Annotated in this window: 10 protein-coding genes; 4 read left to right on the plus strand and 6 right to left on the minus strand. The window is 42.5% G+C overall.

The genetic code is table 11. The features are described from left to right. Nucleotides 1-19 precede the first annotated feature (19 nt). From EXT48_RS04205 to EXT48_RS04215, 3 genes are all read left to right on the plus strand, one after another. Nucleotides 20-2,356 carry a DNA polymerase II gene (locus EXT48_RS04205; RefSeq protein WP_130163671.1) on the plus strand — a complete coding sequence of 779 codons (2,337 nt, stop codon included), beginning with the start codon at nucleotides 20-22 and terminating at the stop codon, nucleotides 2,354-2,356. Nucleotides 2,357-2,737: 381 nt separating this feature from the next. Further along, nucleotides 2,738-5,605 (plus strand): TonB-dependent siderophore receptor, encoded by a 2,868-nt coding sequence (locus EXT48_RS04210; protein ID WP_130163672.1) that lies wholly within the window; start codon nucleotides 2,738-2,740, stop codon nucleotides 5,603-5,605. 498 nt (nucleotides 5,606-6,103) lie between these two features. Next, complete coding sequence (locus tag EXT48_RS04215) at nucleotides 6,104-8,986, plus strand: TonB-dependent siderophore receptor (protein ID WP_130163673.1); 2,883 nt, start codon at nucleotides 6,104-6,106, stop codon at nucleotides 8,984-8,986. Nucleotides 8,987-9,153: 167 nt separating this feature from the next. Here EXT48_RS04215 and EXT48_RS04220 read toward each other — a convergent pair whose 3' ends face one another. After that, the gene (locus EXT48_RS04220; protein ID WP_130163674.1) at nucleotides 9,154-11,490 is read right to left on the minus strand and encodes a DEAD/DEAH box helicase; all 2,337 of its coding nucleotides are present in this window, start codon (nucleotides 11,488-11,490) and stop codon (nucleotides 9,154-9,156) included. 303 nt (nucleotides 11,491-11,793) lie between these two features. On the opposite strand from EXT48_RS04220, the gene EXT48_RS04225 reads away from it, so the two are divergent. Further along, entirely contained in the window at nucleotides 11,794-12,624 is an 831-nt protein-coding gene (locus EXT48_RS04225) for a M90 family metallopeptidase (protein ID WP_130163675.1), read from the plus strand. 66 nt (nucleotides 12,625-12,690) lie between these two features. Here EXT48_RS04225 and EXT48_RS04230 read toward each other — a convergent pair whose 3' ends face one another. From EXT48_RS04230 to EXT48_RS04250, 5 genes are all read right to left on the minus strand, one after another. Beyond that, a complete protein-coding gene (locus EXT48_RS04230; RefSeq protein WP_010606583.1) occupies nucleotides 12,691-14,514 on the minus strand; it encodes a DEAD/DEAH box helicase in 1,824 nt (607 codons plus the stop codon). 129 nt (nucleotides 14,515-14,643) lie between these two features. Then, on the minus strand, nucleotides 14,644-14,907 hold the full coding sequence (locus EXT48_RS04235; RefSeq protein ID WP_010378880.1) for a GrxA family glutaredoxin: 264 nt from the start codon (nucleotides 14,905-14,907) through the stop codon (nucleotides 14,644-14,646). Nucleotides 14,908-15,001: 94 nt separating this feature from the next. After that, on the minus strand, nucleotides 15,002-15,280 hold the full coding sequence (locus EXT48_RS04240; protein WP_010378882.1) for a peptidylprolyl isomerase: 279 nt from the start codon (nucleotides 15,278-15,280) through the stop codon (nucleotides 15,002-15,004). Nucleotides 15,281-15,340: 60 nt separating this feature from the next. Then, complete coding sequence (locus EXT48_RS04245) at nucleotides 15,341-17,404, minus strand: TonB-dependent siderophore receptor (RefSeq protein ID WP_130163676.1); 2,064 nt, start codon at nucleotides 17,402-17,404, stop codon at nucleotides 15,341-15,343. 109 nt (nucleotides 17,405-17,513) lie between these two features. Next, complete coding sequence (locus EXT48_RS04250) at nucleotides 17,514-17,996, minus strand: TlpA disulfide reductase family protein (RefSeq protein WP_069020178.1); 483 nt, start codon at nucleotides 17,994-17,996, stop codon at nucleotides 17,514-17,516. Between the last annotated feature and the right edge of the window lie 77 nt (nucleotides 17,997-18,073).

Genomic DNA, 18,073 nt, shown 5'->3' on the forward strand with positions numbered 1-18,073 from the left:
TTTTAGGGTGGTATTGGAGTTGGCACAAGCGATATATCAGGGCTTTGTTTTATCGAGACAGCAGATGCAGGTAAATGGCCAGCTGCGCTTGTGTTATTGGCTCAAATCGCAACATCAGTTACTCAAGGTATGGGTAGAGGAGGAACAGCCACTTTTTTTCATTAAACAAGATAAAAAAATGGAAGTAGAGCTGCTGCTAAGTGGCACTCAGTTGCAGTTTAGCATCTCGCCAAGTCAACTAAAGCACTTCGATCAAACCCCTGTTTGTGTTGTGAAATTTCGTACCTTGAATCACTTCTATGAGGCAAAACAGCTACTTGAAAATAAAGTCGCATTATATGAAGAGGATATTCGCCATTCCGACCGCTATTTAATGGAGCGCTTTATTCGCGGAGCCGCTTGGGTCAAAGGTAAAGCCATGCAAAAGTCAGGCTACATCGAAATTACTCAGGCGCAATTTAAAGCTTGTGATGATTATAGGCCACACCTTGAAATGCTTTCTATAGATATAGAATGTAACGGCGAGGGGGTCTTATTTTCGGTGGGTTTAGTGACCAATACGGAAAAGCTGGTGATCATGATAGGTGAGGCGCAGCACGCTGCCGTCAATGTCGTTTGGGTTGAAGATGAAATTGCGTTATTAGAAGAGCTGGTCAAGCAAGTGAATCGTTTAGACCCAGATGTGTTAATCGGGTGGAACGTGATTGAATTCGATGCCGCAATACTTGTGGAACGCGCGCAGGCTAACGGCGTCGAACTTGCGATAGGGCGAGATGGCGGAGCGATGTCAACCTTCAAAGGTAACTATACCCGGGTGTTTATTCCGGGGCGAGTGATGCTAGATGGCATTGATATGATGAAAAATGCGACCTATCACTTTGAAACATTTAAACTGAGCTTTGTGGCTGAGAAGATTTTGGGTGCTACCAAGCTTATCGCACAGGACGACAGGCTTGAGGAAATCATCAGGCAGTTTCATCATGATAAACCGGCGCTCGCAGCGTATAACTTACAAGATTGTCAGTTGGTGCTCGACATTTTTAGCAAACTTAACTTACTTGAATTTGCCCTCGCTCGAACTCAGTTGACGGGACTGGAACTCGAGAAAATGGGCGGCTCAGTCGCTGCGTTTACCAACTTGTATTTACCATTACTGCACCGTAGCGGTTACATTGCACCAAATCTATCTGAGCATGGCATTAACTTTGACAGTCCCGGCGGTTATGTCATGGACTCAAAGCCGGGCCTCTACCAAAATATTTTGGTACTCGATTTCAAAAGTCTTTACCCCTCAATTATCCGCACTTTTTGCATTGACCCTATGGGGTTAATAGAAGGATTACAACATCCTGAACGTGCCATAGATGGCTTTAATAAAGGTAAATTTAGCCGCACGGAACATCACTTACCGGGTTTAGTCGCAGCGCTTTCCAGCGCACGTGAACAAGCTAAATTAGACAAAGACATGATGCTCTCACAGGCGATTAAAATCATCATGAATAGCTTGTATGGTGTACTTGGATCTAAGGGGTGTCGGTTTTACGATCCTCGTCTTGCGAGTTCAATAACGATGCGCGGTCATCAGATTATGCAACAAACGCGAACCTGGATTGAACAGCTTGGATATGAAGTGATCTACGGCGATACCGACTCAACTTTTGTCTGTTTACCCGAGTCTTTGCGTAGCGAAGCGTGCCAAGCAATAGGTAAGCAGCTAATGGCTGAAATTAACGAGCGCTGGCGCGCACTGCTGATGGAAAGCTTTGGCCTCCACAGTCATTTAGAAATAGAGTTTGAAACACATTATAGCCCTTTCTTTATGCCCACCATTCGTGGCCAAGAAGTCGGCTCTAAAAAGCGATATGTTGGGCAGATCACCGAACTTGGCAAGCAAAAGCTGGTTTTTAAAGGCATGGAGACCGTACGTAGTGATTGGACGGAAATTGCAAAGGAATATCAACAAGCAATTATTCGCGCGCTGTTTGACGGGCTCGACACCGTTGAGATCACTCATCAATACATAAATGAGATTTTCGCTGGAAAAGTAGACGAAAAACTCATTTATAAAAAGAAGCTTGGTAAGTCTGTTGAACTATATACAAAAAATATCCCTCCCCAAGTAAAAGCGGCGAAACAGGCTATCGAAGATGGATTGCTGCAAACCGCCAAAAAGGGGGCACAAATACCGTATTATTTAAGTACCGATGGACCTAAGTTCGCACAGCAAGGCAAGCTCATAGATATTGATTATTATCAATACGTTGAAAAGCAAATTCTGCCTATATATCAGATGCTTCCCAATGCTTCTAAGCTATCAATTCGTTCAGATGGGCAGCAAAGTTTCGATTTGCTTTAATCGAGTTCGTACAATCAAACTGCCAGCGTCTTCCAGTTTTAAAATTAATTAGTCAGTTAAATACACTAAAATAAAGTTCCTTTTTTGTTAACTTAAAAACCACTCTTTTGCTTGTTTTTTGTTCTATTGTTTTGTTTTTGAGGATTTATCGGTTTTAATTTTAACCAAAATTATGTTTTATTCTTTTAATTCAGTTGGTTGTAATAGGTTTTTTTTGTGCCTTAAATTGGTAATTGCAAAAAACAGTATAATTAACCTTGATCATTGGTCTGGTGTTTGTTTAATATCTTGCCCCTAATGTTGCTATTTTAGAAATTAACAAGGCGACAAAATAATAATTAATACAAGCTGTTTACAATAAAATAATCCAGGGTGATTCACATGCTAAACAATAAGTTAACTAAGGCGGTTCGCTTAGCGATCGCGTTTGGTGGCGCTAGCGCTGCCGTGTTTGCAACCAATGCAGTTGCTGAAGAAGAAGGCGCGAAAAGCGTTGAGCGCATTGAAGTTACAGGTTCTCGCTTAAAGCGCACCGACCTTGAATCTACTGCTCCAATCACTGTTATCGGCGGCGAAGCGCTTGGCGATATGGGTATCAGCAACGTTGGTGAGTTTGTTCAATCAAACCCAGTTATGTCTGGATCACCAGCAACAACAACGCGTAACAACGGCGGTAGTGGTGGCGTTTTTGTAGAACTACGTGGTCTAGGTTCAGAGCGTACGCTAGTACTTATCAACGGTCGTAAGCCTGTAAGTTCAGACTTCCAGAATATTCCTGCTGCAATGATTGACCGTATCGAAATTCTAAAAGATGGTGCTTCGGTTGCGTATGGTTCGTCAGCAATGGCTGGTGTTGTAAACATCATCACTAAAAAAGAACTTACAGGTGTTGAAGTTAAAGCAACAACGTCTTGGTACGACATGTTTAGCGGTGGTAAAGAGCAAAGCTTCCAACTAGTTGGTGGTAAAGAGTTCGATGCAGGCCATATCACAGTAGGTTTCGATTATACCAAGCAGGATCCAATCTATCAGGGTGATGTGAAAGACGTTAACTTCTTCCAGTATCCTTGGCAGGTGCTTTCAGAAGAAGGTGCTAAGAGTTTTTACGAGAACGGTTTAATTCCAGATGGTGACAATGCGAACGTATTCATTTTAGGTTCGGGTTCTACTCCTTGTGGTAATTTCTATGTTGAAGGTAAAGGTAACTTTACTAACGATAAATGCCCAAGTGGTGGCGACGGTAAGCCTTCTCTAAGTGACATGCGCCCATTTGTCGGCGGTGGTGAAGTAAACGATACTTACAACTACAACCCAGTAAACTTAATGCAAACACCTTTTGAAGTGATTAACTTCTTTGTTGATACTTCATTTGAGTTAAACGATGACCTTGTCGTATATACAGAAACACGCATCAATAAGCGTACTTCAAAACAGGAACTTGCGGCTGTACCTTTCGACACAGCCTATGATCCAGGTTATGTAGTTACACTTTCAAATGGTTCGACGGCTAACGGTGTATCAGCTGATAACTACTACAACCCATTCGGTGAAGATGTTTATCGCTCTCGTCGTCGTATGCTTGAAGGTGGTCGTTACTTCGAACAAGATTATGTACGTTTCCAACAAGTTGCAGGTCTAAAGGGCGCAATTAACGACAACTGGCAGTTCGATGCTTACTACAACTATGGTGCAAATAGCCTTCAAGATACTGACTTTGGTCAGCTTTACGGCCCACACCTAGCAAAAGCTTTAGGTCCATCATTCAAAGATGACGCTGGCAATGTGGTATGTGGTACGCCTGACGCACCTATTTCTGACTGTGTATCGCTAAATGTATTTGGTGGCCCAGGTACTGTGACTCAAGAGATGCTTGATTACATTACAGCACCACTAGGCGATCACTACAATGATTCATTCCACCAAGTTCGTGTAGACGTATTTGGTGAGCTATTTGAAGTTCCAGCAGGGTATGTTTCAAGTGCATTTGGCCTTGAGTATTACACCACTGAGTTTGAACAAGTAAATGATTCTGGTAAGTTCTTTGATTCAGTGACTGGTAACACCAGCAAGCCACTAACAGGTCTATCTAAGAACTACACAGCTGCGTCGGCAGAGTTCTTAATCCCATTAGTACGTGATTTAGGTGTTGAATCTGCAGATTTGACGCTAGGTGCACGCTATGACGACTTTAGCACAACTGGTTCAAACTTCTCTTGGATGGCTAAAATTGAGTCAAATATTTTTGATGGCTTAAAGTTCCGTGCAAACTATTCAGAAGTATATCGTGAACCAACACTAAGCGATTTGTATTCGCCAGAGCTTGATTCATTTGAAAGCGCTTCAGATCCGTGTTCTGCGGCAAACATTGGTGGTTTATCTGCAGCAGGTCAGGCTAAATGTCTTGAAATGGGTGCTCCAGCTGGCGGCCACAACAGTGCTGATGCGCAAGTTCGTACACGTTTAGGCGGCAACACAGGTGTTCAATCTGAAGAAGGTGAAACATTCACTATTGGTTTTGTGTGGGCTCCTGACTTTGTTGAAAACTTAGGTATTACTATTGATTACTGGGATATCAACATTGACGGTAAAATTGGTTCTCTAGCAACTGATGATATTCTGCAGGGTTGTTATGCCGGCCTTATCGAAGATATGTGTGCAAAAATCTCACGTGGCTTTGATGGCTCGGTTGATCGTGTAGACAGCCGTACAACAAACTTACAAAGCATGACTGCTCGTGGTATCGACCTTGATGTGAACTATTCATTTGACACAGACTTCGGTGCATTTGTAGCTAGCGTATCATGGACACATTTCTTAGAGCGTGGCGAAGAAAACTTTGATGGTGAAACAGGTACATTTATCGTTGAAGATCTAGTTGGTAGATTTGAAGATGATACGTCTTACTTTGAAGACAAAATCTTATTCAATCTACGTTATGACCTAGACAACCTACGTGTTGTGTGGGCTGCAAATTACCAGTCTGGTCTTGAGTACGGTGATCTAACTTACATTAAGCGTGATAACTATGATTCATTGGTAGGTTTAGTTGCTAAAGTTGATTCATATGTGTACCACGATTTAACAGCACAATACTCATTTGATACAAACACAACGGTGCAAGCAGGTATTCGCAACCTAACAGACGAACTACCTCCTTATATCGAAACAGCGTTCAACGCGAACACTGACGAAAGTAACTTCAAGCTATTCGGACGCCAGTTCTTCTTAGGTGTAACTCAGAAGTTCTAACCGAAATTTAGCAAATTTGACCCAAATCGGCCTCTGTTGAGGTCGATTTTTTAATTTTCCATTCTAGCTAGCTTCTTCTTGTAGTAAACCCGCCCAATTTATAACAAATTCTTCGATGAGTGTTTATTTTATTGTAGATATGAGTTGTCTATGTTTATCGAATGTTATTCATTGCCATGTGTAAATGTAGTGTTTGTACCTTTATTGTTGCGTGAAGTGTGATTTTTTGCGATGAATTACAAAAGTGATAAAAAAAGTGAACTTATTTTTAATTTTATAACGTCATGAAAAACAAAAGAAAAAAACTATTTTAATGTTAAAATAAAGCGTTTTTTGGTTTGTTTTATGAAATGATTGTTGACCCTATGTTGGTACTAAAAGTAGTATAGCTCTCGACACGATAACTCAAGCGATTTTAGGTACTAGATTTAAGCTCTTTTAATCTGTTGTTTTTATTGAGTTTTTGTTCATTAAAATAAAAATCAGGGATCATCAATCATGTTGAATAATAAAATAAGTAAGGCTGTTCGTTTAGCTATTGCCTTCGGCGCAGCATCGACTGCTGTGTTAGCGAGTACAGCTGTTTCAGCTGAAGAAAACACTGAAGAAGTAGAACGTATTCAAATTACAGGTTCAAAAATTAAGCGTATCGCTGCTACTGCGCCAACGCCTGTCGTTGTTATTGGTCGTGTTGAGCTTGAAAATGCAGGTGTCAGCAACGTCAATGATTTCCTATCTGAAATGCCAGCTGCAGAAGTTGGTCTAAGTCCTGAAAACTCTAATAACTATATCTATGCCAACGGTCTAAATACAACCGACCTGCGTGGTTTAGGTTCTAGCCGTACTCTTGTTCTAGTGAACGGTCGTCGCTTTATCGGTGGTTCTGCAGGTGATAACACTGTAGATTTGAACAACATTGCGACTTCAATGATCGAGCGTATTGAAATTTCAACTGGTGGTGCATCTGCAGTTTACGGTGCTGATGCCGTCGCTGGTGTAGTGAATATTATCACGCGTAAATCATTCGATGGTATTGAAATTGATGCTGCAACGACTCGTCCATTTGAAGGTGGAGGCGAACAAACGTTTGGCTCTCTTGTTTTTGGTAAAGAGTTTGATGGCGGCGGGTTCATCTTTAACTATGACTTTGCTGATCAAAAGCAAATGGCGAAAAAAGATAAATCATGGTGGTATGATAACCCGGTCTCTCTTGTACCTAACCCGAATAACAAAAACGGTGATGACGGCGTTCCTTCCGAAATTAAATATGAAGGCAGAAAGCATTTCGGTCTTTATGATGAGTCGAGTGAGTTTGTTTTAGGCGGCAAGCGCTGGACATTCGATGAAAATAAAAATCTACGAGAGTTCGATGTTGGTAGTGGTTATCTACCGAGCGACCCGGATGCAGGCACTTATCGCTATTACCCAGGTGAATATAAAGATGGTATTGAAGAAGGTCTTGATGAATTCTTCCGTACGCCTTTAACGCGTCATACATTTAACCTTGCTGGTAACTACGAGATAAACGAAAATCACAAGTTGACCTTCGATACTATCTATTCTATCAGCGAAGCTTTCGGCCAGGGCTCACCTGTATTTTGGCGTACAGGCGATATTGTTATTCGCAAAGATAACGCTTTTATCAAGGACGATTTACGTCAGCTGATGGAAGAAAATAATGCAGAAACAATTTCTTTACGCCGTTTAGGTGATGATTTCGGTTCAAGAAAATACAACCAAGATCGTACTACTTTCCGAACGTCAATTGGGCTTGATGGTTACATCGATGATAATTGGTCGTACTCTACATACTTCCAGCACAGCCGCTTACAGCAAGATACGTCTTGGCACGGCGAAGTATTAAAGAATAATTTCCAAAATGCACTTGACGCAGTTGAGCGCAATGGTGAAATTGTTTGTGCGCAACGTGATGATGACGGTAATGTTGTTGGATCGATTTTTGGTTGTTCACCAATCAATGTATTAGGTGCGCCAGGTCACTCACAAGAGACTATTGATTACATCTCTACAGTAGCGACTGCGGAACATGGTGCTACCCAAACAAGCTTTGGAGCCACAATTACAGGTGATGTTTATGAACTACCAGCAGGTCCAATTGGTACTGCATTCAGTTTCGAATGGCGTAGAGATTCTGCATACGAAACGCCGGGAACCGGTATCCGTAAAGATCTAGTGTTTGGTAACTCAGGTTTAGCATATTCTGGTGCAGTGAATGTGAAAGAATACGCAACAGAAGTCATTATTCCGCTAATTGCCGATCATGAATGGGCACAAGAATTAAATCTTGAGCTTGCGTATCGTTACATGGATTATTCATCAACAGGTGGTGATTCTGCGTATAAAGTAGGTCTGACTTATCAGCTTAATGATGACATTCGTTTCCGTGCAACTAAAGCAGAGTCGGTACGTGCACCAAACGTTAATGAGTTGTATTCAGCTGCTGGAACCCAGTACTGGTCACGTGGACGCTTTGATCAATGTGCTGCGGACGAAATTGCGAAAACAGATGACAAGTATCGTGATAATGTAGTCAAAAACTGTGCGGCGGCAGGTATTCCAGCTGGATGGATGCCATCTCAACAGTGGTTAGATAGCGGTAGTATTGAAGGTAAACTTGGCGGTAACAACCAGCTGGACAACGAAGTTTCAAGCGATGTTGTGTTTGGCTTTGTGTATACACCAACTTCTATTGAAGGTTTTGATATCACTGTAGATTACTGGAGCTTTGAGATTGAAAATGCAATCGAAGACTATGACTATGGCGAGTTACAAAGAAACTGCTACCGTGCTGATAGTCTAGACAACCCATTCTGTGGTTTTATTACTCGTGGTGCAAACAACGAAGTTACTAGCTTCTTCCAAACTTCTCTGAACGCAGCTGAAGAGAAGAAGAGCGGTGTTGATATCGAGTCTGTATACGACTTTGAAACTAGTATTGGTGAGTTCGGTGTTAAGCTGACTGCAACTTATGTTGAAAATTACGAAATTAACCAAACAGGTAACCCTATTGACCTGCTAGTTAAAACGGGTGAGCAAGATCACATGAGATGGCGTGGTCGCTTGAATACTAGCTATGAGTACGGAGATTTCAGAGCTGTATTAGTTGCAAACTATCGTCACAGTGCTGTAAACGAGCGTAATGGTTGGACTATCGAGCAACATAACTATAACGATATTCCTTCTTATACAACGTTCGATTTATCAATGAACTACCGAGTACTTGAAAACGTAGATCTGCGTTTCGGTATTCAAAATATGTTCGACAGAACACCACCTAGACATCCTCTAGCGTTTGAAGACACTAGCTGGTACGATCCAATCGGTCGTCGCGCTACTGTTGGTGTGAACATCAAGCTATAATTTTTATAGTGATAAAAAGCCGCTCATTGAGCGGCTTTTTTGTTTTTGAAAACTTTCCAGTCCAAAAATAGATAATTTAATTAATTGAGTTGGTTTAATGCGCTATTGGATAAAGATCTACCTGTGCTTAACTATATAAGTTATTCGTCATCCAAAAGTCATGTATGCTAACTTATATCGACGACCTTACTGGCTTTACGATAGCGTATTTTGAAGCCACTCCAGGCTGGCAGTTCCCACCTTTTTGGTGCGTCTTTCCTTGTACCGTTGATATAAGTAAGTTCGATTCTTTTTCCTTTAAAATTATAACTTACTGCCATTGTCAGCGCTGGAATCGACCATGTTAGCGGAAACTTTTCAACAAATGGTGTTAATTCCCACGCTTCAACTTCATTGAAGAACAAATCTTGTTCGCTGATTAGTTCTATATCGTCATAGCTTTCTATACCAAGTGCCGTTAGCTTGTCACTTAAAAATGAGTTGAGTGTGGGCACAAGTTCATCGCGTTCATGAAATTGGTAGAACAATGCAGTCTGCTCAATATTGGCTTCTATCTGCTTGGCCAAACCTGAAAACAGCGTATTATTTTGGATAAGAAATACTAAGGCAGAAACAATGTCTCTGGGGTTATCAAGGCACTTAGCTTTTTGGCCTAAAACCTCGTCACCGTAATGTGTAATAAACTCACCCCAAAGCTCATCATTATCAATATAAGCTGAGCACAGTGTTTGACTGCCAAGGCCCATTTCAAGTAATTGCTTTTTCGTTAGTAGCGCATTACACATCGCGAGTGTTTTAGCTTGCTTGGTACCTTTACCTGCGAGTGAAAAAGTATCTAATACCAGTAGTGCTTCTGCCTGTTCCGGTACGCGAGTATGGTTTGAAGGCATGACTTCAGCGAAGCCATTATTAAAACCATTACGACGGTTTTGCTTATTGATATAAACCCAATGTGGCATTAGCTTAGCTAACTCAATGACAAGTTTGTCATGGTCAAAACTGGCTGCCTTTTCCAAAGGCGGTAGTGCAAATGCTTCACGCAATTGGGTGCTAAATTGCTGTGCTTCTGTGAGCGCCTCAGGCGTAACATCAATTAATTCTTCAGTTTGTCCTCTCACCACCGCGATAGCGATTTCTATATCTGAGCCTCGAGTAAATCGGCTATTTAATCTTGTTAAGCGCTCTACATCATTAGGTAGCTGGTAAACTCTGGCTGGTACAGATAGAAGCGAAATAAGGTCAATAGCCGCTTGGCGTAGCGTGTTTGAGGTCAATTTATGGATCACATAACCAAACTCAAAATCGACGGGTAGTGGGTAAAGCAGCTTGCCAAGCGGAGTTGCTATATATTGTTCATTAATGGCTTCTAATGCTAATAGCTGTTGTTTAGCTTTGCTTAGTGAGCTTTCAGGAAGTGGGTCGATAAAATCAATAGACGAAACGCCCGTTGTTGCACAACCCGCTGCAAGTACAAGCTCTGCCAATGATTCTCTTTGGATCTCAGGCGGGGTGCTGTCTATCAAAGGTGCATATTGGCCATATAACCGGATACATAGTCCCGGTTGCGTACGTCCTGCGCGTCCTAGACGTTGCTTTGCCGAATCTCTTGCAATCGCATCTAAGCCTAATACGGTTTTTCCAAGGCGTAAATGAGTACGACGCTCAAGCCCTGAGTCAATCACGCAAGTGACATTGGGAATAGTGAGCGAGGTTTCGGCAACATTGGTTGCGAGGATAATTCGGCGTGTACTTTGTGCGGTTAATGCAATGCGCTGAGCTTCTGGGCAGCAGCCACTATATAAACCAACGGTAGTCGCTGGCAGCGCTTTCACTTTAGCTAAGCTTGCTTGGATCTCGGCCTTACCAGGTAAAAAGACTAAAATATCGCCTTGGCAATGTTCCAATGCGTATTGGCAAGCTACAAAAACTCGAGTATCGAGTTGCTCTTTTTGGGGCATAGTTCTTGGGTCAGGGGCGTGAAAACACTCCTCAACGGGGTAAATGAATCCTTCTGACTCTAAGATAGGGGCGTCTAAGTAAGAGGCTAATTTTTGGCTGTTTAACGTGGCCGAGGTAACAATGAGTTTGTGTGATCGAGCTTGCTTTAAGAGCGCTAAGAATAAGTCCATGTCCCAGCGTCTTTCATGAAACTCATCCAATATAACGACGCTGAATTCTGCAAGTTTGCTCTCAAAAAACCACCTTAATGCGACACCAGGCGTTGCATAAACTACCTGAGTGTCTGGTGAAAACCTCCCTTCAAACCGAATAGCAAAGCCCACCTTATCACCAAGCGGTGAGCCACTTTGAGCCGCGACATATTCAGCTAAAGAGGTACAAGCAATACGCCGAGGCTCAATGACTAATACTCTGCCATGTTGTGAGGCCCAAAGCGGAAGTTGGGTTGATTTGCCAGAACCTGTTGTCGCACATACAACAATCGCATTTTGTTCGCTTAGTGTTTGCGTAAACTGAGGCTGTAAAGATTCAATGGGTAAAGACATAGTAGTTCATTTGCATTTTTCCGTCATAGTAACAAAGTTTGCTTGAAAAAGTCGGAGTCAGTACCAATTAATATTTGATGGATTATTCAACCTGAACTTGGAATAAGAAGTTAGGGAACTGATTTAAAATACGCCTTCTAACATTATTCAACTCTAGCCAGATGTTCTTTCTTAATACAAGGCAAATTTGTGCGTCAATAGCTAGCCTATTGCAAACAAATTTAACGCAGTAGTAAGGGATAACAACTGCTAGAGAACAAGTTATTATTCCTAGTTCAGGTTATTTTATAAAGGCCAACAGCCATGATAGAAATAGTGCTTATTATCGGCCTTATTCTATTTGTTTCTCTGTATTGGAACTGGGAAAAAATTCAAAGACTGCAGTGGCAAAGGAAATACCAAGATCAAACGCTGAGCGCCTCAGATAAGCAAGTATTGCTAAAATACATGCCTATCTATCGTAAGATGACAGATGCTGACCGCGCACAGCTGGAAAAACATATTGTCTGGTTTCTTGGCGAGAAACGGGTGTTGGGTAGAGATGGGTTAACGGTATCACGACCTATGACCCTAATTATTGCCGCAGATGCCTGTTTACTGGTTCTTAAGCAAGCTTGGCCGTTATATCCCAACGTCAAAGAAATATTACTCTATCCCAGTAGCTATTACGCGCCACAAACCTCTAGAGATGGTGCAGGTTTGGTTAGTTTTCACCAAACAGTTCGTCAAGGAGAGTCTTGGCCTGGAGGTACTTTAGTGCTGAGTTGGCACGATGTACTTGAGGGAAATCGATTGCCTGAGGATGGCCACAACTTGGTGTTTCATGAGTTTGCCCATCAACTTGACCAACAAACTGGTGCGACGAATGGAACGCCTGCGTTACCTGTAGGAATGAGTTACCAAGACTGGGGGAGGGTGCTATCAAAGGCTTACCAGCACTTAAAAATGCAGCTGTCTTACAATATGCCCCATGCTATTCATTCATACGGCGCAACAAACGAAGCGGAGTTTTTCGCCGTGGTAACAGAAACCTTTATTGAAAAGCCCCATGAACTAAAACAGGAAAACCCAGAACTATATAATTTGTTAAAAGACTACTATCAGTTTGAACCAAGAGATTGGCAACGACAGTAGAGGATTATTGATGCTAGCTAAAATAAAAAACCGCTCAGTTGAGCGGTTTTTTCTTAAGAGCGTCGATTAAGAAAAGCTAATTTCTTTTCTTTCGCGTTTTTCTCTTCTTTGACCTTCAGGACGGCGTTTATCGCCACCGCCACTACGTGGGTCTTTAAAGCTACGCTTACGATCTCTTTGCTCTTCACCTCTGCCCTGACCTTGGTCGGCAGGGTGAGTGCTCTTAGTCATGTTCATAGGGCGTTGACAGATGTGAACGCTCTTGAAGTGGCTAAGTACATCACTTGGCATATTCTGTGGCAATTGAACCGTGCTGTGTTCATTGAACAGACGGATTTCACCGATGAACTTGCTTGAGATATCCGCTTCGTTTGCGATAGCACCAACGATGTTCTTAACTTGAACACCATGATCACGACCCACTTCGATACGGTAAGTATCCATTGGACCTGATGCACGGTCACGGCTACGAGATTTGCGTTCACCACGCTCGCCACGTTCACCACGGCTACCATCTCTGTCACGACGCTCGCCACGACGGTCGTCACGTTCTCTACGCTCACGCTGTTGAATTTGAATATCTTCAACTTTCAGCGGCGTTTGCTGCTGTGCAAGACACAATAGCGCTGCTGCTAAGTCTTCTTGGCTCAGCTCTAGCTTTTGTGCAAGGCCTGATGCCACTTTTGAGAAGAACTCAATGTCTTTGTGCTCAAGCGCTGTAGAGATCTTAGTCTCTAATGCACCAATACGCTTTTCTTCAACGACTTTCGCACTTGGTAATTCAACCTGTGCAATATCAGAGCGCGTATGGCGCATGATGTTTTTAAGTAAATAACGCTCGTTGTTCTTAACGAACAAGATTGCTTTACCTTGACGACCTGCACGGCCGGTACGACCGATACGGTGAACATAAGCTTCACAGTCTTGTGGGATATCGTAGTTAACAACAAGGCTTAGACGCTCTACGTCAAGACCACGTGCCGCAACGTCAGTTGCGATAACGATATCTAGTAAGCCGCTCTTTAGACGGTCCACTGTGCGCTCACGCGCCTGCTGGTTCATGTCGCCGTTGAGCGGTGCAGCTGAGAAGCCTTCACGCTCTAGTAGCTCTGCAAGCTGAACAGTGTCATTACGTGTACGTACGAACACGATAGCACCGTCGTAATCTTCCGCTTCTAAGAAACGTACGATAGCTTTGTTTTTGTGTGCGGTTGCACGCCAGTAAACTTGCTCGATCGTAGATACTGTAGAGTTACGCGGAGTGATTTTAACTTGTTCAGCGTTATCTAAATATTTATTACAGATTGATTGGATCTGCTTTGGCATAGTCGCAGAGAACAAACAAGTTTGCTTCTCTTCCGGTGTTTTCTCCATGATGCTTTCAACATCATCGATAAAGCCCATGCGTAGCATTTCATCTGCTTCATCAAGTACAAGTGCGTTTAGACCAGAAAGGTCAATCGTCTTGCGGTTGATGTGGTCAATCAAACGACCTGGTGTTGCCACAATAATTTGGGCACCACGGCGTAGAGCACTTAGCTGAATGCCGTAGCTTTGACCACCATAAAGCGCTAGTACTTCAACGCCTTTAGTATATTTAGCATATTGCTGAAATGCTTCAGCAACTTGAATAGCTAGCTCACGCGTTGGCGTAAGCACAAGAATTTGCGGTTGTTTAACGGATGCGTCTACTTGGTTTAACAATGGCAGTGCAAATGCTGCCGTTTTACCTGTACCCGTCTGCGCTAGTCCCAGTACGTCTTTTCTTTCTAGCAATAACGGTATACATTGAGCTTGGATCTCAGAAGGTGTTTTATATCCCAGCTCTTCGACTGCTTTTAAGATTGCAGGAGAAAGGTCTAAAGATTCAAACGTAACTGGTTCTGACATTAATGCGCCTCAACTATTTTAAAGAGGCGCGCATTGTACAGGAAAGATAAAATAAAAGCTTGCATAAAATCACACTATTTTATATGTGCCTGATATTGGTTAAAATTTAATCTGTGTGATTTTGCTAATTTACTGGTAAAGGCCTAAATTTGCTTTTGCATAGGCTTCAAATTCAGTAAAGCCGCCAATGTGATCTTGGTCGATAAAAATCTGTGGTACGGTAGGGCAAGGTTTACCCGCTGACTTTTCAAGATCGGCTTTGCTTACGCCTTCCTTGATAATGTCAACATAGCGAAAATTGAAGTCATCGCGCTCTTGCGTTAAACGCTCAGCCACTTCTTTTGCACGAACACAAAACGGGCAACCTTCACGACCAAAAATAACAGTAAACATATTCTTTTTCTCCTTTAAACGGTTAGCTTCAGTATAGAGGATTAATCATGAAGGTAAATTGAATTAAAATGATGAGATTAATCCAAAAAAGCGATTAACTCCGATAGACGGTTTTGATCAAGTGAAAGCCGAACTTGGTTTTCACAGGACCGTGCACTTCAAATAACGGCTTTTTGAATACCACATCGTCAAAGGCCTTCACCATATCCCCTTTATTGAACTCACCAAGGTCGCCACCGCGCTTTTTTGAAGGACATAGGGAATGTTGTTTAGCCAATTTGCCAAAGTCAGCACCTTTGGCTAGTTTGGCTTTGATGTCTAAACACTCTTTTTCGGTTTTTACTAAAATATGATAGGCGCACGCTTTAGGCATGAAGGGACTCTCATTAACAAAATAAATGCGATCATGCAGAGCTTGTGCGCCTATGGCAAGTTAAAATGTTACGCTGAAACCAATAGAAGGACGCATTTCAAAGTCATCGCTTTCCTCTTCTATATATAAATCATTGATTGATTTGACTCTATCGTAGTCAAGGTCAACATAGGCTGTATTATCTTGGCCATATGCATTCATTAGCTCCAAAATTAGCTTGCCATCGAGACCAAATAATTCTGTTTTGCGTTCAAAACGAATATCTAGGCGGTGATAAGTGTCAAAACGCTCTGAGAATGGGTCGCCATACACAGGCAAGTAGCGGTTTGCAAATTCAGGGTTCTCTTTTACACCCACAATTGGGGTATAGGCTTGACCGCTGCGAGCGGTAAAGTTAAAGCCTCCAGACCACTTTTCGCCAAAGTCATAGTGAAACACGGCATTCAAAATAAAAGGGGTATCGGCATAATAGTCACGCTTAATACCGGTTAGCTCATCCTCACGCTCACTTTTTGCAAGGCTTACTGCAATCCAACCATACCAGTCATCGGTTTTGTTTTTGTTAACAATAAAATCAACACCGTAGGCTGTACCGGAAGTCCCATTGATGTAGTTTACTTGAGATAAGGGGGCGCTTTTTGGCAGGTCATCCATGGTTTTATAATAGGTCTCGACGGAATATGACCACTCATTTTTCAACTCTTGTTTAAAACCTAAGGTATAGTGAGTTGAACGCTGTGCTTCAAGTTCCGGGTTACCAACAACAGGTAAAATGTATTCAAGGTCTTGAATGCGGCTGTAAGTGCCAGCCTTAGCTGAGATCACTGTGTCATCGTTATAGAAGTAATTGAGCGCAAGGCGTGGATGGACAATCGTCTCATCACTGTAGTCATAATATTCACCCACTATTCCTAGTTCACTTTGCCAGTTTGGTGAAAATTGCCAAACGTGATTAACCCCAATAAAGGCAGAATCTGTTCCAGCACTCGATGTGCCCTTAATCCTTTCACCTTTATTTAGGTCACAGTCGGGGTCAAACTCGGTGCAAACATAATTAAAAGCATCGTAGCGGTAGGTAGATTTTTTGTCGTAGTAGCCGGCATCTGCAATGACACGTTGCTCTTTATTTAGCTTATAACTGGCTCGTACTTTATAACTGAGTTGTTCTTCTTCAAAATTTTCAAAGTAGCCATTAGATAAAGTCGCGCGTTGACCGTAGCGCATAGTGGCTTGGTGGTTGAGATAACCGACGCCAGCGCGAATATGTAAGTCTTTGGCGTAGTGATCCCACAACATGTTCTGACTATTGAATTTACGAATATAGCGAGCATCGCCCTGATATTCTGGAGTTTTAAGGGCAAGATCTGACGCACCTGAAAACCCAGCCGCAACCGAATCCTCCGCGCCATTGATATTTACCGTTAAGGTATTATTTGCATTGATATCCCACAGCCACTTGGCTTGATAGTCGTGATCATCCGGTGGATCGTTAATGGTGATCCCTGTTGGCTTGCCATCATCGTCCTCAAGTTCCTCGCCATCACTGAAAAACAGCGGTAAGGTACTTTTTCTTGCTGACACATAGAATGCAGAATTTTCAGTTGCTTTACCTTCAACAAAAATACCTGCGTTAAACATGGTTAAATCAAGTGTGGTGGCAATATCTTGGTATTTTGGATTACGCAGCGTGACGTCAAACACGGCACCAGTGGCATTGCTGTAACTGGTACCAAACCCAGCAGAATTTAGCTGAAAATCTTGAATTGTATTGCGGTTGAAAATAGAGCTGCCGAAATCGTGAAAGATATATCCTGCGGGCATAAAGTCCACTTCAAAGATATTGTCGTCAGGAGAAGAACCTCGCACAGCAGGTGCGCCCATAGAGCCACCCGCTGCAACAACACCAGGTAGAGCAAAAGCTGCCCTGAGTGGGTCGCCCATGGCTCCTGGCATGTCTACAAGTTTCTGTGCATCTTCGGTAATTTCTGAAATAACTGAGCTGCGTTTATAGATAACTTCGATGTGTTCAATTTTCTCCTCATCGGCTAATGCATGATTGGCAAGGGTAGTGCAGAGCACGAGGAGTGAAATTTTACTGAGCGTAAAGTGTGGGGCGTGGCGCATGGTCGGCTTCCTATTCATCCTTTGTTAAGATGTGCATTAGCCTAAACGAAATAATTGTTGATTAATTTCAGAGAGTCGTAATTAACTGTAAGCGGTTTACTGAGGTTTCTTACAATCTCGCTCTGATCCCTATTTCGGATGAGTAACCAACAGAGCGCTCAGTTATTTTGAAGTCTTCATCAAGTACATAATATGTAGGGTAAGCCTGCACTTTATACGCTTGTGCCGTGCTCTGATTGCCGAGTAATACGGGCATGTCTAATTGTAGATCGCTGACAAACTTTGTTACTTCTTCGGTGGAACGATAATCCAACGCAATCGCCACTGCTTTGACTTTACCTTGCTGATGTAGTTTATCAATATTCGGCATGCTCACTCGACATACGCCGCACCAAGGCGCAAAAAAATACACGATACTTTGTTGACCTTTAAGCTGGATAGACGAATAAGTTTGCTTGGATTGTAAAATGGGTAGGTGAAATGGCGGCGCCGTTTGCTCTCCCGAGTCGGCAAGCATGTTTCTTTCTTGATAGGCTGAGACGGCGAAAAATACCAGCACAATGATGAAAGCTTGGCCAAGTAGCTTGAGCATACAAATGATCCCGTGATAACAGTAAGCAACAATAAAGACCGCAGTGTAGCGATCTTTATTGCAGCGGATCAATGTAT

Source organism: Pseudoalteromonas sp. CO348 (assembly GCF_004208845.1).
Lineage (GTDB): Bacteria > Pseudomonadota > Gammaproteobacteria > Enterobacterales > Alteromonadaceae > Pseudoalteromonas > Pseudoalteromonas maricaloris.